Annotated in this window: 13 protein-coding genes; 6 read left to right on the top strand and 7 right to left on the bottom strand. The window is 66.8% G+C overall.

What is annotated here, in order from left to right; genetic code table 11:
- The first annotated feature begins 7 nt into the window (after positions 1-7).
- From CMC5_RS18450 to CMC5_RS18440, 3 genes are all read left to right on the top strand, one after another.
- Entirely contained in the window at positions 8-2,119 is a 2,112-nt protein-coding gene (locus CMC5_RS18450) for a hypothetical protein (protein WP_050431663.1), read from the top strand.
- A gap of 203 nt (positions 2,120-2,322) precedes the next feature.
- Positions 2,323-4,638: a DUF6603 domain-containing protein gene (locus CMC5_RS18445; RefSeq protein WP_050431662.1), complete on the top strand. Its 2,316-nt coding sequence runs from the start codon at positions 2,323-2,325 to the stop codon at positions 4,636-4,638.
- A gap of 26 nt (positions 4,639-4,664) precedes the next feature.
- Positions 4,665-6,560: a hypothetical protein gene (locus tag CMC5_RS18440; RefSeq protein ID WP_050431661.1), complete on the top strand. Its 1,896-nt coding sequence runs from the start codon at positions 4,665-4,667 to the stop codon at positions 6,558-6,560.
- 96 nt (positions 6,561-6,656) lie between these two features.
- Here the strand turns inward: CMC5_RS18440 and CMC5_RS18435 are convergent, their stop codons facing one another.
- From CMC5_RS18435 to CMC5_RS18410, 5 genes are all read right to left on the bottom strand, one after another.
- Entirely contained in the window at positions 6,657-7,364 is a 708-nt protein-coding gene (locus CMC5_RS18435) for a hypothetical protein (protein ID WP_050431660.1), read from the bottom strand.
- Positions 7,365-7,437: 73 nt separating this feature from the next.
- Complete coding sequence (locus tag CMC5_RS18430; protein WP_156338709.1) at positions 7,438-8,145, bottom strand: glycoside hydrolase family 19 protein; 708 nt, start codon at positions 8,143-8,145, stop codon at positions 7,438-7,440.
- 161 nt (positions 8,146-8,306) lie between these two features.
- Entirely contained in the window at positions 8,307-9,098 is a 792-nt protein-coding gene (locus tag CMC5_RS18425) for a hypothetical protein (protein WP_050431658.1), read from the bottom strand.
- A gap of 1,244 nt (positions 9,099-10,342) precedes the next feature.
- Positions 10,343-11,023 (bottom strand): hypothetical protein, encoded by a 681-nt coding sequence (locus CMC5_RS18415; RefSeq protein WP_156338708.1) that lies wholly within the window; start codon positions 11,021-11,023, stop codon positions 10,343-10,345.
- Between the two features lie 377 nt (positions 11,024-11,400).
- Positions 11,401-12,414 carry a hypothetical protein gene (locus CMC5_RS18410; RefSeq protein WP_156338707.1) on the bottom strand — a complete coding sequence of 338 codons (1,014 nt, stop codon included), beginning with the start codon at positions 12,412-12,414 and terminating at the stop codon, positions 11,401-11,403.
- Between the two features lie 1,082 nt (positions 12,415-13,496).
- On the opposite strand from CMC5_RS18410, the gene CMC5_RS18400 reads away from it, so the two are divergent.
- From CMC5_RS18400 to CMC5_RS18390, 3 genes are all read left to right on the top strand, one after another.
- Positions 13,497-19,238: an NHL domain-containing protein gene (locus CMC5_RS18400; protein WP_050431653.1), complete on the top strand. Its 5,742-nt coding sequence runs from the start codon at positions 13,497-13,499 to the stop codon at positions 19,236-19,238.
- A 113-nt stretch (positions 19,239-19,351) separates the two neighbouring features.
- Positions 19,352-20,026 carry a hypothetical protein gene (locus tag CMC5_RS18395; RefSeq protein ID WP_156338706.1) on the top strand — a complete coding sequence of 225 codons (675 nt, stop codon included), beginning with the start codon at positions 19,352-19,354 and terminating at the stop codon, positions 20,024-20,026.
- A 168-nt stretch (positions 20,027-20,194) separates the two neighbouring features.
- Positions 20,195-20,938 carry an AAA family ATPase gene (locus tag CMC5_RS18390; protein WP_050431651.1) on the top strand — a complete coding sequence of 248 codons (744 nt, stop codon included), beginning with the start codon at positions 20,195-20,197 and terminating at the stop codon, positions 20,936-20,938.
- Between the two features lie 286 nt (positions 20,939-21,224).
- Here CMC5_RS18390 and CMC5_RS18385 read toward each other — a convergent pair whose 3' ends face one another.
- Positions 21,225-22,580, bottom strand: a complete 1,356-nt coding sequence (locus tag CMC5_RS18385) for an RCC1 domain-containing protein (protein WP_169796577.1) — start codon at positions 22,578-22,580, stop codon at positions 21,225-21,227.
- Between the two features lie 413 nt (positions 22,581-22,993).
- The gene (locus CMC5_RS18380) at positions 22,994-24,832 is read right to left on the bottom strand and encodes a DNRLRE domain-containing protein (RefSeq protein ID WP_050431649.1); all 1,839 of its coding nucleotides are present in this window, start codon (positions 24,830-24,832) and stop codon (positions 22,994-22,996) included.
- Between the last annotated feature and the right edge of the window lie 217 nt (positions 24,833-25,049).

Genomic DNA, 25,049 nt, shown 5'->3' with positions numbered 1-25,049 from the left:
AAAGATCATGGCAGCCGACGATCCCATCGACATCAACAACGTCACGCTGACGATCCCTGCACAGGTGCAAGGCCAGTTTCTGACGAACCTGGTCTACATCGACGACCAGCCGCAAGCGACGGACACCATCGAGGTCAGGCTGGCGACCCTGGACGACAAGAACACGGTGCAGCTCCAGACCAGCGCCGCCACGCAGGGCCAGAAGGCGAGCAGCACGAACTATCATTTCTATCTGCTCTTCTCGTCCGGCTCACTCGCCGCGCCCGAGGGCATCACGGCGGGCGACACGGCCAGCTGGTCTCTCTACGTGGATCCGCAATCGAAAGAGAGCGCCAACGGCGGCATCTGCGTTTACGTCCTCTATACCGGGCAATCTCCCATCGTCGTCGACAGCGCCGCCCACGTGCAGGTGGTGGCGCTGCAGAACTTCGGCGCGACGTCCACAAATGGGGCACGGCCGGACGTGGTGCAGTTCTCCTGGAATGACCAAGGGTGGGTCGATGATGCCAGTGACCCCTCGAATTACGTGCGCGTCGTGTCCCATCCCGACAGCGCGGCGGATCCTGGCAATGCACCCATCATTCAGACCATGAACTACCTACCCAGCGAGACCTTGAACGTGAACATCGTGACTTCCGGTACCGGTCAGGGCGCGCAGACGCCGACGCTCTACGTCTCCTTCGAGACGCCGAACATCGTCATCAATGACGGTACGACGCAGAACTCGTTGATTCTGCGGATCGTCAACCTGGGGCTTGCGGACATCCCGCTCGATCCGAAGACCACCCAGTTCGTCGTTTACCTGGACGGGAGTCAGTCGACCGGAGATCGCTGGGCACTGGCGACGCAAGCACAGCTCGAAGCCATCAAGGCCAGCGTGACGTCTGGCTTCACCGCGGGGAATGCGCGGGCCGATGGAACGGGCGCGAGCTGGACGATCACCACCACCAATACGGTCTTGAAGGCCCGAGGCGTCCTGGAGATCACCCTGTCGAACCTCGTGACCGGGCACGCGACGGGAGGGACGCCCTTGCAGCTCCGGTATCTCAGCATCCCGGGCTTCCCGGACGGGCTGATCCCGGTACAGATCCAGAAGCTGCCCATGCATTACACGGGCGACTTGCTCGACAAGGTCGGGATCGGTACAAAAAGTTCGCAGACAGCGCTGGACGTCCGTGGCCATACCCTCGTCAACGAGGGGTATGTCGGTATCGGCACGACGACCCCTCAAGCGAGCCTGGACGTCCATGGGAATGCCATCGTCACCGGGGGGAATGTCGGTATCGGCAAAGTGACGCCTCAAGCCCCCCTGGACGTCTCCGGCAATGCCCTCATCAGCATGAAGCTCGGCATTGGCACGACCTCTCCTGCGGCGTCGCTGGACGTGCATGGAGGTGCCCTCTTCAACGGGGGAAATGTCGGTATCGGCACGACGAGCCCCCAGGCACCGCTCGACCTCCGCGGGAATGCCCTCGTCAACGGGGGAAATGTCGGTATCGGCACGACGAACCCGGCCTACCCGCTCACGGTCCAGACGTCCGACGGGCAGTATGGCATCGCGCACAAGGCCGGAGCCATCGAGCTGGCGACCTGGGTCGGGGAAAACATGGGCTGGATCGGGACGAAGTCGAACCACAATCTCGCCTTCTTTGCGGGCGGTGGCGCCGCACAGATGACGCTGACGCCCGATGGCAAAGTCGGCATTGGCACCACGACCCCAGCGGCGACGCTGGACGTGAACGGCGCCTTCAGGCTGGCGCCTGGTCAGCCTGCGACAGGGCTGTTCCCCTTTCAGATCTCGAAGGTACAGAGGACGAACACCTTCCAGGCCGGCAGTAGCAACAACTGGAGCAGCAATGTCGACGTCACGTTCAGCCAGCCCGTCGCCACCGCGCTCGTGGTGACCACGGAGGTTCATGCCAATTACAACGGCGGGGCGGATCATGATGTCCAGAACTCCAGCTACAACGTGAGCTGGACCATCAGCGGGAACACGGTGACCGTGCAGTACCACGCCAATTTCTTCGACAAGACCGGCCATAGCATGGAGAATGTCTATTTCTCGTTCTGCGTCCTCGCTGTGCTGGAGGGCGCGGCGGCCTCAATCACGCCCCAGTAGACAGCCGACAACGGCGTAAGAGCACCGAACAGGACAGGGCCGAGCCGGCCAGAGTGACGCCGGTCCATCGAGTCGCAGGGTCGAGAGCGTGCCGCTGCGCGCTGGAACCCGAGCAACTCAGGCGGACGACGCAGCGCTCTCGGACGGCGACGGCAGCTCCTGTTCGGCGCTCCGAGCCTCACGCGAAAGGCACGAGCACAGCGATGACATCGTCGAAGTCTTTGAAGGATCTGACGAATGCAGATCTATTGCCCGCTCCCATCCACCAGAGCCTCGCGCTGGACGCCCAGGCCCCCGTCCCCGTCACGTGGTTGAAGACCATCAAGCAGGTCATCGAGGGCCCACCCGATCAGCCGATATCGTGGATCCCGCTCCAGAAATCGCTCGGCCCCTTCGATTTCGAGCAGGTGGGCCTCCAGCTCCACGATGACGAGACCCTCTGGGTCTACGTCGACGGCTCCTTTGCCGCTTACGGCTTCTCGGTCACGCCCAAGGGGCTCGCCGTCAGCTCACCGATCCACGACCTCTCGCCCGCGGTCCACCTCGATGGATTCGGTGTCGCCTACAAGAACGACGCCCTGACCCTGGGCCTCGCCCTCCAGCGCGCCCAGCGCACCGACGCCGATGGGAACGCAACCACCGAATACGACGGCACGGGCGCCATTCAGTTCACCGTGGGCAAGAGCGCGGTGGGCCTGAGCATCATCGGCTCCTGGGCGTCCTACGAGGGAACCCCCGCGCTCTTCCTCTACGGCGTCGTCGCGGTCCCCATCGCGTTCCCGCCGTTCTTCGACATCAAGGCCGTCTCTCTCGGCTTCGGCTTCAACAACTCCCTGTCCGTTCCCCCGATCGACAAGGTCACCGAGTTCCCCCTCGTCGCCGAGGCCATCGACGGCACGATGCAGCAGGTCGACGCGAAGGGATCGAACATGGCCTCGATCCTGAGCAGCGAACTCGACAGCCTCGCGAGCTACATCAAGCCCGTCCCCGGCGCTGGTTTTCTCGCGGTCGGCCTCAAGTTCTCCGCGTTCAGGGTCATCGATGGCTTCGTCCTCCTCAGCGCCGACCTCGGCGCCCACACCTTCGAGATCGATGTCCTCGGCGTCGCCGACCTCGTCGTCCCGTACGTCGAAGGCAAGCGCAAGGTCAGCCCCCTCATCGAGATGCGCATGCTCCTCGAGGCGAGCTTCGCCCCCTTCGACGGCTACTTCGGGATCATCGCCGAGCTCGACCCGTCCTCGTACGTCTTCATGAAGAGCTGCCACATCACCGGCGGCTTTGCGAGCTACGTGTGGTTCGCCCAGGAGCACGCCGGCGACTTCGTGATCACCCTGGGTGGCTATCACCCGCGGTACGTCGTGCCGTCCCATTACCCCACCGTCCCGCGCCTGGGCGTCGACTGGCAGATCGACAAGTTCACCCACCTCAAGGGCGACCTCTATTACGCCCTCTGCGCCCACGCGATGATGGCCGGCGGCTACGCCGAGATCCATTTCGACTGTGCGGGCGTCTACGCCGACTTCAAGGTGGGCGCCGACTTCCTCATCTCCTGGCAGCCTTACTACTACGACATCGACGTCGGCATCGACCTGCGCGGCGGCGTGGACTTCGTCGGGCCGATCGACGTCGGCGCGAGCATCCACCTCTGGGGGCCGGACTTCGGCGGCTATGCGTCCGTGCGCGTCCTGTTCATCACCATCACCGTCTCGTTCGGCGACCAGTCCTCGATTTACCCCCTCGCCGTCGACTGGGACGCGTTCCAGGACAACCTGCCCGACGACGACGGCATGTGCAGCCTCGCGGTCTCGACGGGCCTCCGCCAGCAGGTCACCGACACCGACGGCGAGACGCCGGTCTACGTCATCGACCCGAAAGCGTTCGCCATCAGCGCCTCCTCCGCCATCCCCACGAAGACGGCGACCTGCGGCCCGGACGACACGCCCATCGACCTGCAGGGCGCCTGCACGAACTTCGGGATCCCCGCGATGGCCGTCGCGAGCGGCGACCTGCTCGTCTCGCAGAAGCTCACCATCACCTACGGCGACGACGCGACCCCCGCCGAGGACCGCTTCGCCTTCACCCCCGTCGAGAGAAAGTCGCCCACCTCGCTCTGGGGCCAGCCGCACACGGTGCCCGGCCACGACGACCGGATCATGACCCCCGACGTGAACGATCCAGAGTTCGTCACCGAGAACGGCCACGACACGCTCGGCGGCTTCAGCATCGTCCCGGCCAAGGCCCCGAAGCCCGGCATGACGGCGCTGCTCGACGCGAGCGTGCTCCAGTACGACACGCTGCTACGCCGCGATGTCTACCAGTGGCAGCCCCTCGCCGCATGGGTCGACAGCGGCGAAGGCGACACGCAACGCCGAGACGACATCGCGGCCTCACTCGGCCCAAGCACCACCCGGGATCAAATCCTCGGCGCCATGGGCTTCGACCCCGCGGCCGACGTGCAGGTCGATCCCCAGGCCATCGCGACCAGCTTCGTCATCGCCCCGGCCGTCCACGCCCACTGACCCTCCCCTCGAAGAGAGATACCCCCATGAGCAAGGTCGAGTTCATCCAATCCCACGAGCCGCCGGTGGAGAGCGGGGTCTACAGACTCCACCTGGAGCAGCGGATCGCGCCCGCGAAGAGCACCGACACGAGGATCCCGACGCGCACCTATGCCCAGAGCATGGTCTTCTCGGTGACCGGCGAGCGCTTCGACTGGCTCGATCCACAGAGCCTCGTCGCGGTCTTCCCCGCCGACGGGAGCCAGGGCGACCACGCGAACGTGCTGCCCCACATGACGTTCACCCGCAGCACCTTGCCCTGGGAGCGGTCACCCGACGACACCGCCTCCGGCCTGGCGTGGCTCACGCTGCTGCTCTTCCGCGACACCGACGACGAGGTCCCCGCGCTGCAAACCATGACGGTCGGAGATCTCCTCGACGTCTCGAAGCGGCCAGAGAACGTCAAATTCCCGAGCATCACCCTGGAGCCGACGCAACGCGCGACGGACAAGGTCTGCGTCATCGACGTGAAGGCGAGCGCCTTGAAGAAGCTCATCCCCACGAAGAGCGAGGTGAGCCTGCTCGCGCATGTCCGGCTCCAGCAACAAGGCGACGGCATCGAAGGCGGCCCTGTGGCGACGACGATCTTCTGCAATCGCCTGCCCCAGTCGGGCGGCATGAGCACGGTCTACTGCGTCTCCGTGGAGCAGCGCTATCCGGACGAGAACTTCGACTTCCAGGGCGCGGGCGACGACGACTACATCCGCCTCGTCTGCCTGCAGAGCTTCTCGTTCTCGTGCATCTCGGGGAACTTCAGCGAGTTCCTGGAGGAGCTCGACTCCGGTCCCCTCACGCTGAAGGACCTCGCGAACGACCCCCAGAACCCCGCCCAGTCCCTTCTCCAGTCGGGGTTCGTCCCGCTCCGCCACCGCATGCGGGGGGGCGACAGGACGGTCTCCTGGTACCACGGCCCCTGCGGCACGGGCGCCGATCCGGACGAGATCCGGCTGCCCGTGCAGAGCGGCGATCAGCTCGTGCGCTACGACACGACGACCAGCCTGTTCGACGTCTCGTACGCCGCGGCCTGGCAGCTCGGGCGCATGCTCACCTTGAAGAACCAGGGCGTCTCGCTGTCGCTCTACGACTGGAAGCGCAACCAGGCCCAGGCGATCAAGCAAGGGAAGCAGCGCGTCCCCCACCTGCCGCTGAAGCCGCAGGCGATCAACACCGACACGCCGCGCCCCGTCGCCGCCTGGTTCCGCGACCTGAGCCTGCTCAGGTACATCCCCTTCAGCTACCTCGTGCCCGACGCGCGGCTCCTGCCCATCGAGTCCATCCGCTTCTTCACGGTGGACGCGCTGTGGATGGATTGCCTGCTCGACGGAGCCTTCAGCATCGGCCGGGTCACCGACGGCGACTGGAAGGTCGACGCGAAGACGCCGCAGAAGCACCCCTTCCGCAAGATGAGCGGCTTCTTCATGCGCTCGCAGGTGGTCTCGGGGTGGCCCGGGCTGCTCGTGGAGGGCTACAGCGAGGTGATCGACGATGAGGACGCCGTGCCCGCAGCCGACAAAGCGCTCCCGCTGCTGCGCATGGAGCGCCTCTCCGAGAACACGCTCCTCTGCCTCTTCGCGGGCGAGCTCGGGACCGTCGACATCCACCAGAAGCCGGAGACGCTGCACTACGGGCTGGAGGAGCCCACGGGCACCCCGCTCGCCTTCCACAAGCAGGTGCGTGACCTGACGACGGGCGACGTGCTCGACACGATCGACATCCCCTGGCAGGACGAGGATCTCGGCGTCGTCTCCGTCACGCAGTTCAACGCCGCGCTGGCGAAGGTGGCGAACGCGAACCAGGAGACCCCGACGACCTTCACCTCGGCCCAGTTCGGGATGGAGATGATGGAAGGCGTGCAGAAGGTCCGCTTCGCGCGCAAGGCGTGACGGCCTCGGGGGGCGGCTGTGCGCGCAGGACATGACCGCCTCGGCGAGGCAGCGCGGCGCTCTCGAATGGTGGCGCGAGGACGCTCGCCCCGCGCCTCACGGCCCCGCCGACGGCCCCGCCGAACGCGCCGCGCCCCCTCCCCGCTCCAGCCACCACCGGACGAGAAGCACCAGCAGCCCACCAGGGAGCCCACCGATCGCCACGGGGAGCAGGAACTCCGCAGTGAGCACCGGATCGGGGCGCACGCCGAGGTAGACCTCGGTGGCAGGCAAGCACCCGAGGCCGACGACCGCGAAGGCCACCGCGAAGAGCGCGCGCGCCCCCCAGGTGTGCCCTTGGCGCAGCCCCGCCAGGAGCGCGAGGGGAAGGACGAAGCAGAGGGCCTGCGCGAGGGTGCCCTCCTCGCCGAACCAGTCGGGGAACCAGCCCGCGAGCACCCCGGCGCCGACGATGCCGCCGGCAGCGGCGACCCCGAAGTCGATGGCCAGGTGCTCATCGCCCCGCCCCGCACGACGTGTCGGCACCGTGTCGTCACGACTGTCCTCGGCGCGACGCTGGGGCACATCGATGTACCGATGCACGAGGAACGCGATCGGCGAGACCATCAGCAAGCTGACCCCCACGGTGAGCCCGCTGGCGAGCAGCTCGTTAAAGACCCGGGAGGAGGCGAGGTGGAGCTCACGAAACGACGGATGCGGTCCGCTGTTGGAGACCACGCAAGCCAGGGCGAGCGAGAGACCGACGATGAGAAGGAGGAAGGCGAAGCTCCTCAGGGTGCGGTCGGTGTTGCGGGGGATCGCCATGGTGGCTGGCTCGGGCGGGGTGGGTCAAAGGACGACGCCACGGAGATGCGCCAGGTCCCGGCGCGACGCAACATCACCCGATGCTGGCGCGCGGGATCTCGTCACTCTGGTACCATCGCTGCGCCGCGCTCGAAGGCTTGTCCCGATCGAGGCAGTCTGGCGTGCGGAACGTGCGCATGGTCGTCCGGTACGCCGCGCGACGCTCGGCGTTGATGTCGTTGTCCCTGCCGCCACGTACGAGACGCGTGACCTCGTCGACCGTGGAATTGGCGTCGCCCTTGTCCGCTTCGGGATTGAGCGTCGCCTTCCAGTACCAGTAGGCCATCGCCGAGATCATGCCCCCCCGCGGCTGACTGACCTGATCGCTGTTGTTCATGATGTCCAGCCCGTGGCCTGGATACCGTGAGTTCATCGTATTCTGGACGCCTTGAAACGTTCCCCGCCCGGTGATCTGGATGTAGCCGTGGCCGCGGAATCGCCAGCCATCACCACTCGCGACGTCACCATTACCGTTACGCCCTGCGTAGACCCGATTTGCAATCGCCTCGGCATCGCGTGTCTCCTGGGGCGCATCCACGAGCGCGCCAAGATCGGGGTATTGACCGAGCAGGTTGCGACTGGGCCAGAGATTCTGGATGTTTCGTCTCGAAAACCTCGTGTCCTCCGTCCTTGGATTCAGAGCGTTCCCCGACTCACCAAGGACCTGTGCAAAGAAGTGAGCCTTGCGTAGACAGCGAATGAGCTCGAAATTCTCGTAGCAGCCATTGAAGGCGTCGCGCACGGTGTCGACGCGATCCGCAGGAGCCCTGGGAAACATCTCCTGGAGTTGCGCCGAGGTGATCCTGGCATGGCAGCGTGGGCACGACGCATTGCATCCGGCGACCAGCGCGCGGACCGTCTGCGAAGCGGACTGGCCTTCTCTCGGGTCGGTGGGGGAACAGCTCATCGATTTCGCTCCATGGCCGCGAGGGTGTCGCGGATCGTTCTCCTCATTTGCTCCTCGAACCGAAGCGACCGGAGGGCAGGCGACGCGCTGGTCTCGTCGGCGAACGCATGCGCGATCCAGGGGAGGCTCGGATCGCGGGTGCAGCCCTGGCCGTAAAGGAACATGCACGAGACGAGAAGCAGGATGTCCCATGGCGTGTCGAGACCATGTCGCGCCGCCTCTTCGGTTGCCTCCGCGACCAACGTGCGAAGCGCCAGCTCACCCACGAAAGCGAACTTCTCCGGGTGGACGTGCTTGAAGCGCGTGAGCGCCATGCGCGTCACATCGTCCCGCTGGCTCGATAATGGCCTCGACATGAGATCCGAGAAGCGGCGCAGCGCGGAACAGAGGGCTTGGTCACCGGGGCCTCGGATCACCCTCAGCGCGTCCCTGGCTGCGCCGTGGAGCCCTGCCGCGCAATCCATCTGCTCGATGTCAGCGCCCCGTGGTCGGGTCTCCCCCGCGCGGGTGAGCAACATGCGCGCCCACGGGTACTGCACATCCGCGTCGAAACCGTGGCCGAGAAGGAAGCCCAGTTCGATGAACAGGCGCACCGGCCCTTTCAGCGTGAAGCCGTAGTCCGCAGCCCGGGCGATGGCTGCGCGGACGATCGCCACCTGCCCCCCTCGATCGATGGCGGCTTCGATCCAAGGCGATAATACCGCGCAGTGCTCGACCATTTCCTCCTCGAAATCGTGCAAGGCCGCGTGCTCGAAGATCGCGAGCTGGTCTGCGTGAATCCGGAGCATCGAGCCTCCAGGGGCTGGCCATCCGTCCGTCGGGAGGGACGCTCGAGCTTCACCCCTGTGCATCCTCCATGTCAACGACGTCGGAGCCCTGGCACGACACGGCGACGGAGCGTGTCGTCCACGGTGGACGCACTGGAATCGTAGGGTCAAACGCCCGGTGATGCTGGAGCTGTCCTCGGACGAGGCGCTGGTTCTCTTCGACTGGCTGAGTCGTTTCAATGCGTCGGAGGACCAGGAGTTCGCCGACCAGGCCGAGCAGCGTGTCCTCTGGGACCTGGAGGCCATGCTCGAACGCACGCTCACGGCGCCGCTCGATCCGAACGATGAGGTCCTGCTGGCCGCCGCTCGGGCCAAGGTGCGTGATGTGGAAGTCGGACGTCGAGGGGCGGCGCTGCCCGGTGCTGGCGGGACATCGGCCTCCCCTGCGCTGCACGCCCGATGCACACCAGGGCATGATGGCCCGCGGAACTGCGGTGGTCGGACGCCGACGCACCCGCTTTCAGCGCGGAAGCCTCGGGGGCGTCGGCCGGCGACGGTGGCGCTCTCGCTCCAGCCTCGCGAGCGCTCACGGCCACGCGCAGGATGTCGTGGTGTAGCCCGTCGTCCGCGGCCGACGCACCGGCTCTCCCTCCGAAAGCCGCCCGGTCAGCCGCCGACGCACCCAGTTTCGCAGCGAAACTGCCTCTGTCGGGGGTCGCCGACGCACCCAGTTTCGCGGCGATACGGGCCGTGTCGGCCGCCGACGTCCCCAGTTTCGCGGTGACCCCTCCCCGCGCGCTGCCGACGTACCCAGTTTCACGGTCCAACCCGAGGCGGCCGCGCCGACGCACCCAGTTCACGGCCTCGAACTCCTGGCGGGAGGCGCCGACGTCCCCAGTTTCGCGCCAGAACTGCTGGTGGGGTGACGCCGACACACCCGGTGTTTGCCCCCGGATGGCGTCCTGCAGAGGCCGGGGAGTCGGTCAGGAGGGTGAGCCAGGGAGGGGTCGCCGTCCGCGCGTGGGGGCCAGCCGCTCACGTTCACGATGGACGGCGGAAGCTCCGGGACGGCAGGAGGGACCCTCGTCAGAGGCAGGCCCCGTCAGAGGCAGGCCCGGTCAGAGGCAGCACCTGTCCGAGGAGGGACGAGCCGAGGAGGGACCGAGCCGAGGAGGGACCGAGCCGAGGAGGGACTCTCAGAGGCCACCCTCGTCCAAGGAGGGGCTCCTCGTCAGAGGCAGCAGCTCGTCAGAGGCAGCAGCTCGTCAGAGGCAGCAGAAGGTGGTCGGGGTGTCGGCGGTGACGCGGCCAGTCGGGCTGCCGCCGCGTGGGGTGCAGGCGCCGGGTTCGTTGACGGTCCAGCTCAGGGAGAGGCTGCGCAGGCCACCGGGGCTGACCTGGTCGTTGCACCTTGTTGGCCCGAGCTCCGAAGTCAGCTCGACGACGACATCGTTGCATCCCGGATCACTGAACCCGAAGAGATCGGCCCTGCACGCGCTGACCGAGGGGCCTTCACACGTGCAGGAAGAGCACGCGAGCGATCCGTCGATCCCTTCGAAGAACACGCGCCGCTTCGGATACCCGGCGGGGCAGGTGGGCTCGTCACCGCGGGTGTACACACACTGATGGAAATCGCCTTCGGCGCGGGGAGCACACCACTGCACTTCGTCCTGGCAGACCCGCGGGCCGTCTTCGTTGGCGCAGGCCATGGCGTGGAAGTCCCAGCTGAAGTCTCCTGTCGAGGGGACCGGACCGAAGTTGGGCTCGCAGGCGGCCACACGCGTCGTGGATGCGCTGAGCGAAGCAACATCCGCTTCAGCGATGGCGGGCACGTCGAGGCACGCGCCGTCCCAGACCGCCGGGATGGGCAAGTGGAGGTCGTCGTCGCGCGGCTCATCACCCGTACACACAGGCTGATCGCTGGCGGCGATGGTCGTGGGCGCCATGCACGTGATGGGTCCGCAGGAACAACGTGGGCAGCCGCGCTCCACGTTGAGGCCGTCGTAGCCTTGATACACGCGCGACGGGGCGTTCCCTGGGCAGGGCGGGGGCTCGACGTTTCTTGGCGCGGCCCACACGAGCACAGGTCCGGCCCAGCCAAACGGCGCATCCGGAACGCACTCTCCCTCGGCCTCGATGCAAGGATGGCAGGGGTCGTTGCAGGTCTTGCAGGGATCGGGGCAGGTGTAGATCAGGACCCGTCCAAACCTGCAGGAAGCAGGGATCAAGGCAAAGAGCAGGGCCAGCATGCCGAGGGCAATTCCTGCCTGGGTCCTGCTGCGGAACCGCTGATGACGTCGTGGTCCCTGAAAGCGTCTGGAGATCATCGCGTTGCCTCGCAGCAGAAGGTCGTCTGCTCGTTCGTCCACACCTCGCCGCTTGGGCTACCTCCCGAAGGGTCACAGCGGCCGGGGTGCTGCTCGTACCACCTGGCGTTGATGCTCCCCAGGCTGATGGGGCTGGTCCCGCCCAGCGAGCCGCTGCAGGGAGAGCGGTCGAGATCCGTGGAGTTGCCTCTCCACTTGCCTGGGGTCATGTCGCACGCCGGGAGATCGAACCGTCGGAGCAAGGCGTGGCAGTCGCCGTCCATCGGTTCACCGCAAGCGCACGCCGTGCAGCCCAGCGAGTTCTCGATGTCGTGGTGAAACACCCGTCGTTCGGGATGGTGCGCTGGGCAAGGGCCAGGTTCGCCTCGGCGCCACAGGCACTCCTTGAAGCCAGCGGGTGGGACTTGCTCTGCTGGTGGCACCGGGTCTTCAGGCGGCGTGCTGCCAGCGCTGCAAGCGCGCGCGTGCGTCGCCCAGACCGGCTCTGCCACGATCGGCTCCGGGCCGGTGCGGGGCGTACACGGGGCCAGCGTCGTGCTCAGGTACTGGACCGAGCTGTAGGTCCCCGCGGGGATCGTGGGGTGTGTGACGCAGGAGCCGTCCCAGGGATCCGGAGCGAGAAAGGGCGTGAACTTCGGGTCGGGGACGTCGTGCGCGTTGCACATGAACTCGTCCCACACGACGATTCCCGCAGGGAGCTTGCACTCGGCAGGGCCGCAGGCGCAGGAGGGGCAGCTCTGCTTTGCGGACAGGCCGTCGATGCCCTCGAAGACGACGTGGGGAGCCCAGGCAGGGCAGCCTGGTGCGGGGTCGTCGGCGTCGCCCCACCAGAGGAGCACAGGGGGCTCCCAGCCGAGCGCGTCGGTGTCCTCGCAGGCGCCGTCACGGCAGGGATCGCAGGGGGCCGTGCAGCAGGCGCCTTCGCAAGGGGCTCGCTGTTCGTCCGCACGTCCGCAGGTCACCAGAGCGACGAGGCTGCAAGCCACCACCAGGAGCTGAAGTGATTTCACGGAGTGGGAGTATTCGTGTGACGTCCCGGCGTCGGTCAAGGCATTGAGCTGGTGTATGGCGAGGGACTGGAACGAATTTCTCACCCGAGTGTGGGGATGGATGGTTCACGGGCGTTTTCGAGGCAGAGAACAATGCCGACAAGCAATGGGGTGCTCTGCCGTCCACGCTCCCCATGGATCGACTTGGAAGGTTCGCGTGGGAAAAACACGACGAGTCACACAATGGATCAAACCCACGAGGCAGCCCGTTCCATACCGCTGCTCGGTGGGCCCAACGTTCGGGACCCCAGCTCCCCCCGCGAGCACGCCAGAGGCTTTCCAGAGGAGCTCAGGGATGGATCATGACCCTCCCAGAGAGGCCTGTTTCGCTGGATCATCGTCGACCCAGATGCGTGCCGTTGTGCATGGCAACGACCCCTGACCGAACGGAATACACAAGCTCCTGGTAACCGGTCAGTCCGGGCGTGAGGGTACGGTATGTGCAATTGGCCTGGAGACGCCGCGTGCTTCTGATCGTCGGCCAGGAGGGCTTTCCGTCGATGCGCTGGATGAGTCCTCGCCTCTCTTCAGGGATGGCGCTCGCCCTGCTTTGCGCCTGCAATCCGCCTGCTCCTTCCCGGGATTCCTCTCAGGGAATGGGAGGCCATGACGCACATGCAGGAGCGGATGGAGCCTCGACGACGAGCAGCACGGCTGGCGCGCCTTCCGGTGGTGGACATGGCGGTCGCGACGATGCGCAGGCCGGGACCGGCGGTGGTAGCGGCGGCATCCACGGGGGTGGGGCTGGTGGCCATGGCAGCGCAGGTGCCGGTGGCAGCGGCGGTGCCGGTGGCAGCGGCGGGGCTGGTGGCCATGGCAGCGCAGATGCGCAAGGCGCAGGAGGGGGCCAAGGGGGTGCATCCACGGTCACCGTCTGCCTTCCTCAGGGCGCAAACGGTCCTCCCGCCCCTTCGGGGACGCCCTGCCCCGATGCCGACCCGTGCAATGGGGACGAGGCGTGCGACGGGGCGGGCCATTGCGCTCCAGGAGCGCCGCCCGCGATTGACGATGGGAATCCCTGCACATTCGACGCGTGCGATGCCGTGAATGGCATCACGCACACGGCTTGCGCGCCGCTCGATCGCACGGTGGCGTCTTTACCTGCGGACGGCCTCGCGTTCCTGCTCGAAGGCGTCGATCCGATCCAGCCTGGCGCCGATCCGAGCATCCTTTCTCCGCGACGCGCCGCCGGGCTTCGAGGCACGGTGCGCCGCGTCGACGGCGACCCGTTGCCCGAGGTGACCATCTCCGTGCTCGATCACCCGGAGTACGGGACGACGCGCACGTTCGCCGATGGCGGCTTCACCATGGTGGCTCGAGGGGGCGGGTCGCTCGTGGTGACCTACGAAGCTGCCGGCTTCTTACCAGCGGCGCGTCGGGTCGACGTTCCGTGGCAAGGCCATGCGCTGGCTCCGGACGTCGTGCTCGTTCCGCTCGATCCGCAGGTCACGCGGCTCGATCTCGACACCGCCCCTCCCTATGCCGAAGCCCGCGGCAGCGTCGTCACCGACGCGGATGGCACCCGCCAGGCGACGGTCCTGTTTCCACCAGGCACGACGGCCGAGCTTCTGCTGCCGGATGGCACGCTCCAGCCGCTCTCCACGCTCAGCTTACGCGCCACCGAGTACACGGTGGGAGAGCACGGTCCAGCCGCGATGCCGGGTGAGCTGCCGCCGACGAGCGGGTACACGTACGCTGTCGAGCTGAGCGCGGACGAGGCGCTCGCCGTGGGGGCGGTGAGCGTGGTGTTCAACCAAGCCATCCCGTTCTACGTCGACAATTTCCTCGGGTTTCCCGCCGGTACGGTGGTGCCGATGGGCTACTACGACCGCGCGCGGGCAGCGTGGGTCCCTTCGGACAATGGGCGTGTGATCGCGATCGTCGATGTCCTCTCTGGCCTTGCGACGCTCGACACGGATGGCGACGGGGCGGCCGACGACAGCGCCACGCTGGACCTCCTGGGCATCACGCCGGAGGAGCAAGCGAAGCTCGCAGCACTCTACGCACCCGGGCATTCGCTGTGGCGGGTGCCGATCCAGCATTTCACGCCATGGGACGCGAACTGGCCGTACGGGTTTCCGGCCGATGCGTGCGTGCCCTTGAGCCTGACCTGCTCGATGGAGGGGGGCGAGGGTGGGGACGGCGGCGAGGAGAACCGGAATCCCGACCGGAGTGAGCCGGAGCCCGCGGCCTGCGAGGAGCAAGGCTCGATCATCGACTGCGAGAACCAGGTGCTCGGGGAGGCGCTGCCCATCGCTGGGACGCCGTTCTCGCTGCACTACCGGAGTGATCGCGCGGCGGGTCATGCGGCGCGGAGCACGCTGACGATCCCGCTCGCGCGTGGAGGCGTCCCCGCGTCGGTGAAGCGCATCGAGCTGCACGTCGAGATCGCGGGGCGGCACATCGAGCAGTCGTTCGCTTGTCCTTGCGCGCCGAGCAGCGAGACGACGTTCTCGTGGGACGGCAAGGATGCCTTCGGTCGTGAGATGCAGGGGGAGCAGCCGATCACGGTGCGGATCGGGTACGCCTACGAGGGGGTGTACCTGGCACCGCGGGACTCGGCGCCAGCCTTCGGGGCGTTCGCGAGCGAGGACATCGCGTACAGCCGCACGCGCAGCGATGTCATCGCGTGGAAGCGATGGCGAGGTCGACTCGGGGGGCTCACGGCGTCGGCGCTGGGGCTCGGCGGTTGGACGGTCGATGTACACCACGTCTACAGCCCGAGCGCGGAGGTGCTCTACCTGGGGGATGGACGGCGGCAGACGGGGGCCGCGCTGGGGACCGAGCTGCGCACGGTGGCGGGCAAGGGGGGGACCACAGGGGCGCTCGGGGATGGAGGGCTCGCGATCCAGGCGCCGCTGGATACGGTCTCCGGGGTGGCGGTGGGGCCGGATGGGAGCGTGTACCTGAGCTCCACGGGGCAGGCGCGCATCCGGCGAGTCGATCCGGAGGGGCTCATCTGGCCGGTCGCGGGCACAGGGGTGAGCGGTGGTGCGGGAGATGGGGGGCCGGCCTTGCAGGCGCAGGTCCAGGCGCCGAGAGGGCTCGCGCTGGGGGCGGATGGGAGCGTCTACATCGCAGAGCAAGGTGGCCATCGGGTGCGCAAGATCGCGGCGGATGGGACGATCACCACGGTCGCTGGGAGCGGCACGGCGGGTTTCTCGGGGGACGGGGGGCCGGCGACGCAAGCGCAGCTCCGGAATCCGCTCAGCGTCGCGGTGACCGAGGATGGAACGCTGTTCATCGCCGACACGCAGAACCACCGCATCCGGCGGGTGGGGCCGGATGGGACGATCACCACGGTTGCGGGTACCGGGACGGCGGGGTTCTCGGGGGATGGGGGGCTGGCGACGGCGGCACGCCTCGGGAGTCCGCGAGGGGTCGTGGTCGCGCGTGATGGGGGGTTGTTCGTCGTCGACCACGACAACCACCGGATCCGTCAGGTCGATCGGCGCGGAAGGATCACGACGTTTGCGGGAACAGGCATCGCAGGAACGACGGGGGATGGCGGGCCAGCGCGGGCGGCTCGGCTGCGGAATCCGACGGCTGCGGTGCTGGACGCGGAGGGGACGCTCCACGTTGCAGATAGCACGGGCTACCTGATCCGGAGCATCACGCCGGATGGGGTGATCCAGCCGGTCGCGGGGACCGGGAGCTGCTGCGATGTTCCGCTGCCTGAAGGGGAGCGCGCCCTGAATGCGCGCGTCGGGACCATCGCGCAGCTCGCGCTGGGACCGGATGGCGGTCTGTACACGGCCGAGATGGTGCTGCACCGGGTACGGCGGATCGCGCGATCGCCACTGCCCGGGGTGGCGCTCACGGAGGTGGCCATCCCGACCGAGGATGCCCGGAAGGCATACGTGTTCAGTGGGACGGGGCGGCACCTGCGCACGATCGATGTGCGGACGGGGGCGACGCTGCTAGGGTTTCAGTACGATCAGGCGGGACTTCTCACAGCGATTCAGGATGGAGATGGCGCGCTGCTGACGATTTCGCGGGGGTCCAGCGGGACGGCCACGGCGCTCACTGGAGCGTTCGGGCAGACCACCACGTTGAGCATCGATGCCGTAGGGTTGCTGGCTGCTGTCAGTAACCCCGCCAGCGAGAACACCACCCTCGGCTACGACGCCCGCGGGCTGCTCACCCGACGCACCGATGCGCTCGGCCGTGAGCACACGTTTGCGTACGACGCCCTCGGGCAGCTCACGCAAGACAGCGATCCTGCCGGCGGCAGCAAGACACTCACGCGCAGTGCGGTCGGCAATGGGCGTAGGGTGAGTGTGACGACGGCACTCGGACGGAGCACCACGTATGCGGTCCAGCGTCCGGGGGCGGCTGACGTGCAGCGTAGCGTCACGAGCAGCGCCGGGCTGATGGGGACGCGGGGTCCAGGTGCCGCTGGACAGACCACGATGCAGCTTCCGGACGGGCGCACGGTGCGCTGGTCGCTGGCGCCCGATCCGGTGTTCGGGATGCTGTCGCCTTACCGGAAGCAGGAGATCCTCACCACACCAGGTGGCCGGGCGCTCACGGTGACGCGCTCACGCAGCGCCACATTGTCGAACCCTGCCGATCCGTCGAGCTTCGTCGCCCTTCAGGACATCACGAACATCAACGGAAAGTCATTCGTCGACGTATTTGCGCGAGGGACACGGACGACGACACGCACGACACCGGCGGGCCAGAGCTTCGTCACGACGGCGGATCTGCAAGGTCGTGTCGTGCAGATCGTGGTAGCAGGAATTCATCCCGTGCAGCTCACCTATGGGCCGCACGGGCGCCTCGACGCCATGACGCAGGGGATGCGCACCATCACGCATGCCTACGGTCCGCACGGGTTTCGGGTCAGCACGACCGATCCGCTCGGGCAGGTGGAGGGGTTCGTCGTCGATCCGGTGGGGCGCGTGCAGGAAGCACTGCGGCCGGATGGTGACGTGGTGCTCTACGAGCATGACCTCGTCGGGAACCTGGTCTCGGTGACGCCGCCCGGCCGACCTGCGCACAGCTTCGGTTACACGGCGCTCGATCTGCGTGCGTCGTACACACCGCCATCTCCGGCCGCTGGACCGACGACACCAACGCAATGGAGCTACGACCTCGACGGCCAGCTCGCCACGACGACCTTGCCTGGCGGCGCGGCGCTGACCCATGCGCGGGATGCGGCGGGGCGCCTGTCCGCGCTCACATCCGGCGCGGGAACCGTCTCGCGCACGTACCACCCGACCACTGGCAAGCTGGCGACCCTCACCGGGCCGGCCGGGGCTGGTTTGAGCTTCATCCACGATGGGGAGCTGCTCACCGACATCTCCTGGACAGGCGCCATCAGCGGCACCGTGCATCGGATCTACGACAACGATCTGAAGCTCGCAGAGGAGCAGGTGAACGGTGGGTACGCGGTGGCGTTCGGGCGAGATCCCGATGGCCTGCTCACCAGCGCTGGACCACTCACGCTCACACGCGATTCCCAGAACGGTTTGCTCAAAGGCATCACCGTCGGGCAGGTGGTCGAGACGCTGAGCCATGATGCTTACGGCGAGATCATCGGGCGGAACGTCGTTGTCGATGGCTCTCCCTTGATGACGGTCGCCTACAGCCGTGATCTGCTGGGTCGCATCGTCGAGAAGACCGAAACGCTGAACGGAATCACCCACGTCATCGGCTACGACTACGATCTCACAGGGCGTCTGCGCGACGTCTACCTCGACAGCAGCTTGGCGCTTCACATCGATCACGACGAGAACGGGAATCACCTCGCTCGTGTCACGCCCGATGCCACGGTCGAGGGGCACTTCGATGCGCAGGATCGTTTGCTCTCTCAAGGGGACCTCGTCTTCACCTACGACGATGCGGGCCCCCTTCAAAACCGCATGGATACCGCCACCGGTGACACCACGCACTACAGCTACGACGATCTCGGCAACCTGCGGCAGGTGACGCTGCCCAGCGGCTCGGTGGTCGACTACGTGGTGGATGGCCTCGGACGTCGTGTCGGCAAGAAGGTCGACGGCACGCTGGTGCAGGGCTGGTTTTACCGTGACAGGCTCCAGCCGGCTGCCGAGATAGGCCCGAGCGGCGCGGTCGTTGCCCGCTTCATCTATGTCGACAGGATCAATGTCCCGGAGGTGATGCTCAAGCAAGGCGCGGTGTATCGGCTCATCACCGACCACGTCGGCAGCGTGCGGCTCGTCATCGACGCTGCCACAGGAGCGATTGCCCAGCGGATCGACTACGACGCCTTTGGCCGCGTCCTGCTCGACACCAACCCGGGCTTCCAGCCCTTCGGCTTTGCGGGGGGACTGTACGATCCAGACACGCATCTCGTGCGGTTTGGCGCGCGCGACTACGACCCTGAGACGAGCCGATGGACCGCCAAGGATCCACTCCTCTTCGACGGCGGTGATGCCAACCTCTACGCCTACGCGCTGGGGGATCCGATGAACCGCATCGATCCCACCGGCAACTACGCTGAGGCGGTCAAGTGGTTCGGCGTCGGCGTCGGTATCTTCCAGGCTCCGCTCCTGCTTCCTGCTGTGACCGCCACCACTGGCATTCTTGGTCTCTGCCTCATCATGAGTGTCGCTCTGTCCAGCGATGCGGCATCGGACGACCCTGAGCTTGAGCGCTGTCTCAAGCTGCAGGAGTTCTGCCTCCAGGACCCGTGGCAGCCGGAGTGGAACCGTGGAACTTACGGCAATCGAAAGGACTGCGGTGGCTGTTTCAGAGAATGCAAACGCGCAGGCGCCTGGCCATTTGATCGATGTCCACTCCCTGGAGATTACAACTGATGCAGGACTTGCCTCTCTGCGATGAGTGCCATCAGAATCCTGGTCTCCAGCAAGATGTGGAGGGACGGAGCCTACGACTGTGTGACCGATGCGCCGATCTGCTTCGTGTACGTATGGCCTTCGACGAAGCTGTGATGGATGTCATCAGATTGACGGACTCCTCTCCAGATGAAGCACTCCGACTGCTGGATCACTTGAATGAGGAGAATGCGCTCCAGGATTACGATGGATGGCTACAGAAGAGCATCAAGTCCCAGCGAGCCCTCATCTTCGCGACCCGCAAGCGTTATCACGAGGCGCGCAACGAAATTCTCTCCATTCCAACCACACTTCTGCGGACAGCAGAGGAGCGCACAGAGCACACACTGGAAAAGGCATGGGTACTGAGTCTATGCGGGGAACACGGTGAAGCGCGGCAGGAGATTGAGGAGGCATTGGTACAGAACCACGGTCTATCGCCGAACTCTCGTCTCCGCCTGTTGACGAAGCTCGTCGAGTTCATGGATCCCAAGGATGACGCTCTCCCCGAGTCGCTCAGCACGCTTTCCGCTGAGGTCATCCAGGAGCTTGGGATTCCGGTTCGGAAAGAGCTGCAAACGAAGGCTCCTGTCGACGCCATCCGGTCAGCGGATCGGCTCTTTCGCGAAGCCGGACATCGGTACGCGAGTCTCATGGCTCGTCTGGTGCAGAAGACGCCCGATGAGCGCACTGCAAGCATGCAGAGATTCGCCCAGATCGAGCCTGTGGGATTCTACCGGCAGCTCGCCTCGCGATTTGCCAGGAAATAACCCTGCGCCATGTCGATGGACTGCTCGCCCCCCTTCACACGTGGTCCCCGGAGCGGGTTGCTCACGCAGCGCGCCGTGGACTGATGGTCGCCGGCAGGCAAAAACATCGACGTGGCGAGAGGAGTCCGTTGCAAGCACGCCCCCCGACGATTCACCTTCGAGCCGTCCATGAAACGACACGTACCTGAGCCTTTCTTGCGTGCGCTCTCGCTGGTCCGCACGCGCGTCACCGACTGGAACGCCTATCCCTTCTCGATCGCGGCGATACGCTCGCTGGAACAGCTGGAACCGCTGCCGCTCCATCCGAAGGTCACGTTCCTCGTCGGGGACAACGGCTCGGGAAAGTCGACGCTCATCGAAGCCATCGCGGTTCTTGCTGGCCTCAACCCGGAAGGCGGAACCCGCAATTTTTCGTTTTCCACGCGCCGCTCCGAGTCGGAGCTTCACCGGTGCGCACGATTGGTGCGAGGAGCACGACGGGAGCGGACGGGGTTCTTCTTGCGCGCGGAGAGCTTCTTCAACGTTGCGACGGAGATCCAGCGTCTCGATGTCGTGGATGCTTATGGTGGCCGGGACCTCCATGAACAGTCGCACGGGGAAGCCTTCGTCGCGCTGTTGAAGCACCGGTTCGGTCCGAACGGTTTGTATGTGCTCGATGAGCCCGAGGCGGCGCTCTCGCCATCCAAGCAGCTCGTCCTCCTCGCCAGGATGCATGACCTCGTCTCGCGCGGAGGATCGCAGTTCGTGGTCGCCACCCACTCGCCGATCGTCATGGCGTATCCAGACGCGCAGATCTATCTCCTCTCCTCGGAGGGGATCGCGCCAGTTCGCTACGAGGAAACGGAGCACTACCAGCTCACGCGGGATTTTCTGCTCCACCGGGAGCGATATCTCGAACGGCTCTGCGATTGAGTCCGAGGCGCGGAAGGGGGCGACGCGAAGTTCGCAAGCGCGGTTCGATCAGCGCCATTGCAATGCCCGGTGGCCTGCAGTGAAGTATTCCTCTCGCGCCAGGGTCACACCGAAGGCGATGTCGCCGAGGGCTCGGCAGGTCGCGAACCAGCGCGCTCGGTCCACGAGAAGGTCGTCGTGGTCACCGTAGGCGTCGCTCCTGGGAAACCGGAAGATGTGCTGGCCGGAGACGTCGAAGATGGCCGTCGAGGGGACGATGGTGGTCGGGCTCGAGGTGCGCTTCAGCTCAGAAGGAGACAGCCGGGAGGTTGTCGCCCATCTGGGATGTCGTGGTTCCACGGGCGTTGGTGTCGCCGAGGCCGAGCTGGCCGCTGTCGTTGCGGCCCCAGCATTTCACGGTGTCGTCGTCGAGGCGTGCGCAGGTGTGGGCCACGCCGGCCTGGATCTGGACGGCCTTCTTTCCCTTCCCGAGGTCGACGGCGAGCAGCGCGTCGCCCATCTCGCCAGGTTCGTCGCCAATCTGTCCGCTGGCGCCCACGCCGAGGCAGCCGGTGCCGTTGTCGTACCCCCAGCACTTGACGGAACGGTCGTGGAGGAGGGCACAGGTGTGCGAGGAGCCAGCGGTGATGGCAATGGCCGCTTTGCCCGTCCCGAGGTCGACTCTCGGGAGCGCGTCGCCCATGTCACGCGTCCGGGTGCGCTGCTCGGTATCCCCGAGGCCGAGCTGGCCGTCGTTGTTCACGCCCCAGCATTTCACGGTGCCGTCATCGAGGAGCGCGCACGTGTGCATGCCTCCTGCGGCGATGGCCGTGACCGTCCTTCCCCGTCCGAGATCGATGGGGGGGAGCGCGTCGCCCATGCCGTCGGGATCATGACCGATGTCATGGAGGCTGCCGGTCCCCGTCAGGGAAGCGTTTCCCCAGCATTTGACGCGGGCATCATTCAAGAGCGCGCAGGTGTGCTCGTCGCCCGTGGCGATGGCCACGGCCGTCTTTCCCGTGCCAAGGTCGACGGTCGGCAAGGCATCGCCCATCTCGCCAGGACCATCCCCGATGGAGAGGCCGTGCGGGCCTCCGTAGGTCATCCCCAGACCGAGCCGGCCGAACAAGAGCTCTCCCCAGCACTTGACGCTCCCGCTGTCCAGGAGGGCGCAGGTGTGCTCTCTGGCCGCCGAGACGGCGACGGTCAGCGCTCCTCTCCCGAGGTCGACGGCAGGGAGCGCATCCCCCATCTCTTCCGGGGTGATGCCCGTATGGTGCATGCTCCCGAGCCCGAGCTGCCCTTCGAAGCCTGTGCCCCAGCACTTGAGCTGGCCGTCGTCCAGCACGGCGCACGTGTGGGAGCTGCTCGCGGAGATCGCGGTGGCGTGCCGGCCGCTTCCCAGCTGGACGCTCGGGAGTGCGTCCCCCATCCCACCCGGCAGATCGCCGCGGTTCTTGCCGTCACTGAGGCCGAGCTGGTTGTGGAGCGCATGACCCCAGCATTTGACCTGACCATCGCTCCGGATCACGCAGGCGTGATGGGCTCCGAGGGACAGATCGGTCGCCGTGCCTGCGGCATCCACGGCCGGCTCGGTGTCGTCGGCGCAGCCGCTGGCGAGGGCGAGGGAACCCACTGCGAAGAAGAGACTCCAGACGCGCATCTCCGCCTTCTCCTTTCTCGTGACCACGCCCTGGAGGCGCAGACGCGACGGCTCCCGCAGCCCACGGCGCCACGGGAGCGACTCCAGCTGGCGGCACGATCGACCCCCCATGGGTATCAAGCGCCGCAGCAGACGGCGGAGCAGGTGCGCTCCGCCGCATGATGAAGGTCACCCGCAGCACGCGGGAGGGTCAACCGCGCTGTGTGGAATGCACGATTCCGACGGCGCGTCCGGGAGCCACAGAGGGGTGATGCACGTCGCGCGAGGTGGTGGCGTGAGGGTGCCGCCGATGAATGCAGGCGGCCCTCTCCGCCAGGGCAGAGAGGGCCTTTGCTGTTCGGAGGGATTGGCTCGATCCAGGCGTCGGTGAGGCTCGATTCAGGCGTCGGTGCGGAGAGCGCTGGACCTGGGCTTCACATCTCCGTGTCGGGGGCGTAGTAGCAGACCGCGAGCTTCGGGCGGCTGGCGAGGTCGAGGTGCTCGCTGGAGCGCAGCTCGGTGCGGTCGACGCCGGTCAAGGTCACGCCATGGTTGGGGCTCACGCCGTCGACCCAGGTCTGGACCAGCGCGGTCAGGTCGGTGGACGAGGTGCCAGCGCCAGTGGGGACGAGGAGCTGGCTGGTGACGGCGGGGTCGAAGCTCGCGGCGTTGTTCCAGGTGAGCGTCGCCTCGCTCCAGGAGGCGAGGGTGCGGTGGACGTCGACGGCGCCGCTCGTGGCGCGCCACGAGTAGGACACGGTCAAGGTGGCGGAGGCGATCTCGGCGCCGAGGGGAAGGAAGGAGACGTCATGGCGCACGTAGGCGGTGGCGAGGGTGCCCGCCTTCGGGCCGATGAGGAGGTAGGGGTACGCGCCGTAGGGGAAGTCGAGGCTGTCGGACTTGATGAAGGAGTCCTGTACGTCGCCGAAGGTGCCGCGCTGCACGGTGACGCACTCGAGGTCGCACGCGTTGCCCACGCCGTCGCCGTCGTTGTCGATCTGGGAGGGGTTGTAGACGTCGGGGCAGTTGTCTTCTTCGTCAGGGACGCCGTCGCCGTCGACGTCGTCGTTCACCTGCTGGAAGTCGTAGGTGCCGTTGCCGTCGGTGTCGGCGACCGTGTAGTTGATGATGCCGGAGTCGATGGCGGTCTCGACGCTGTCGGCGAGGCCGTTGGCGCCGTAGGGGCCAGAGACCCAGCCGTCTTCGTCCGCGAGGCCATGGCCCGCCTCGACGCCGTCGGGGATGCCGTCGTTGTCGGAGTCGCTGTCACGGGCGTCGGGGATGCCGTCGCCGTCGGTGTCGAGGGTGCAGCCAGGGGTGAAGGAGATGCCGTCGAGGAAGTTGCCGACGCCAGGGTTGCCGCCGGCAGCGCTGACGGACTCGAAGGAGAAGCGCGAGACGGTCTGTCCGGCGGGGATGGTGTAGACGCCGGTGACGAGCTGCCAGGCGCTGTTGCCGGTGGTGACCTGGCGGATCTCGACGGAAGCACCAGGGGCGCCGATGGAGAAGGCGAGGGTGTCCGCGCCCTGACGGCCGCGGTGGTAGAAGCGGTAGAGGTAGACCTGGCCAGGGGTGGTGTTGATGTCCTGGTAGAGGGTGGAGACGTGGTTCGCGTTGAGCTCGGCGAACTGGCGGCCTTCCGCGGCGGGGACGCCGAGGAAGCCCGTCCCCCAGACCTCGAAGACCTGGTCGGGGGCGGTGGTCTGCCAGCCGGGCATGTTGGCCTTGGGGATGAGCTGGTAGGTGCCGGACGGGACCGAGGGCTGCTCGAAGCTGCCGTTGGCGAGGGAGAGGGCGGCGGAGTGACACTCGATGGCGTTGGGGATGCCGTCGTTGTCGAGGTCGAGGTCGATGGGATCGGGGATGCCATCGCCGTCGGCGTCGGCGTTGAAGGGGTCGAGGCCGAGGGCGATCTCGTCGGCGTCGCTGAGGCCGTCGCCGTCGGTGTCTGGCCCCAGGTTGGCGATGCCGCCCGCGGCCTTCGCCGCGTCGATGGCAGCCTGGTGGCTCCCGGCGAGCTTGACGGTGCCGGCCGCAGGCTTGGCCGCGTTGACGGTCAGGTGGCTCTCGGTGGCGTCCACGTCGAGGTCGCGATCGAGGCCGCCGGGGTCGAGGCAGCCGAGGTTCAGGGCTGCACAAGAGAGGGTCCCCGTGCTGATGAGAGCGAACCGAACGCGACGCCAAGAGCCAGTGAGCATGATCATCATCTCCTCGGCGGTCGCAGTGAGCAGGGGGCGTGCCAGGGGCGGGAGCGCGAGGCGGTCGGTCGCCATGTCGCGGGAAATCCCGGGGAATCGAGGGCATTGGGGGGCATGGCGGCCTCCGCACGGTCGCGCCGTCGGCGCTGTCGGGGCCCCGTCGTGGTGCTGCTGCGCGGTCTCAGCTGAGGGGCGGCGCTGAGGCCTGCGGTCATCACGTCGGGGCGGGGGCGATGCACATTCTGCCAAGACCGCCCAAGTGAGGTGCGGGGGGACGCGGCATCTTCTCCCA

The organism is Chondromyces crocatus (genome assembly GCF_001189295.1).
Lineage (GTDB): Bacteria > Myxococcota_A > Polyangia > Polyangiales > Polyangiaceae > Chondromyces > Chondromyces crocatus.
The sequence above is the reverse complement of the archived record's forward strand: the minus strand, read 5'-3'. Positions and strand labels throughout refer to the sequence as shown.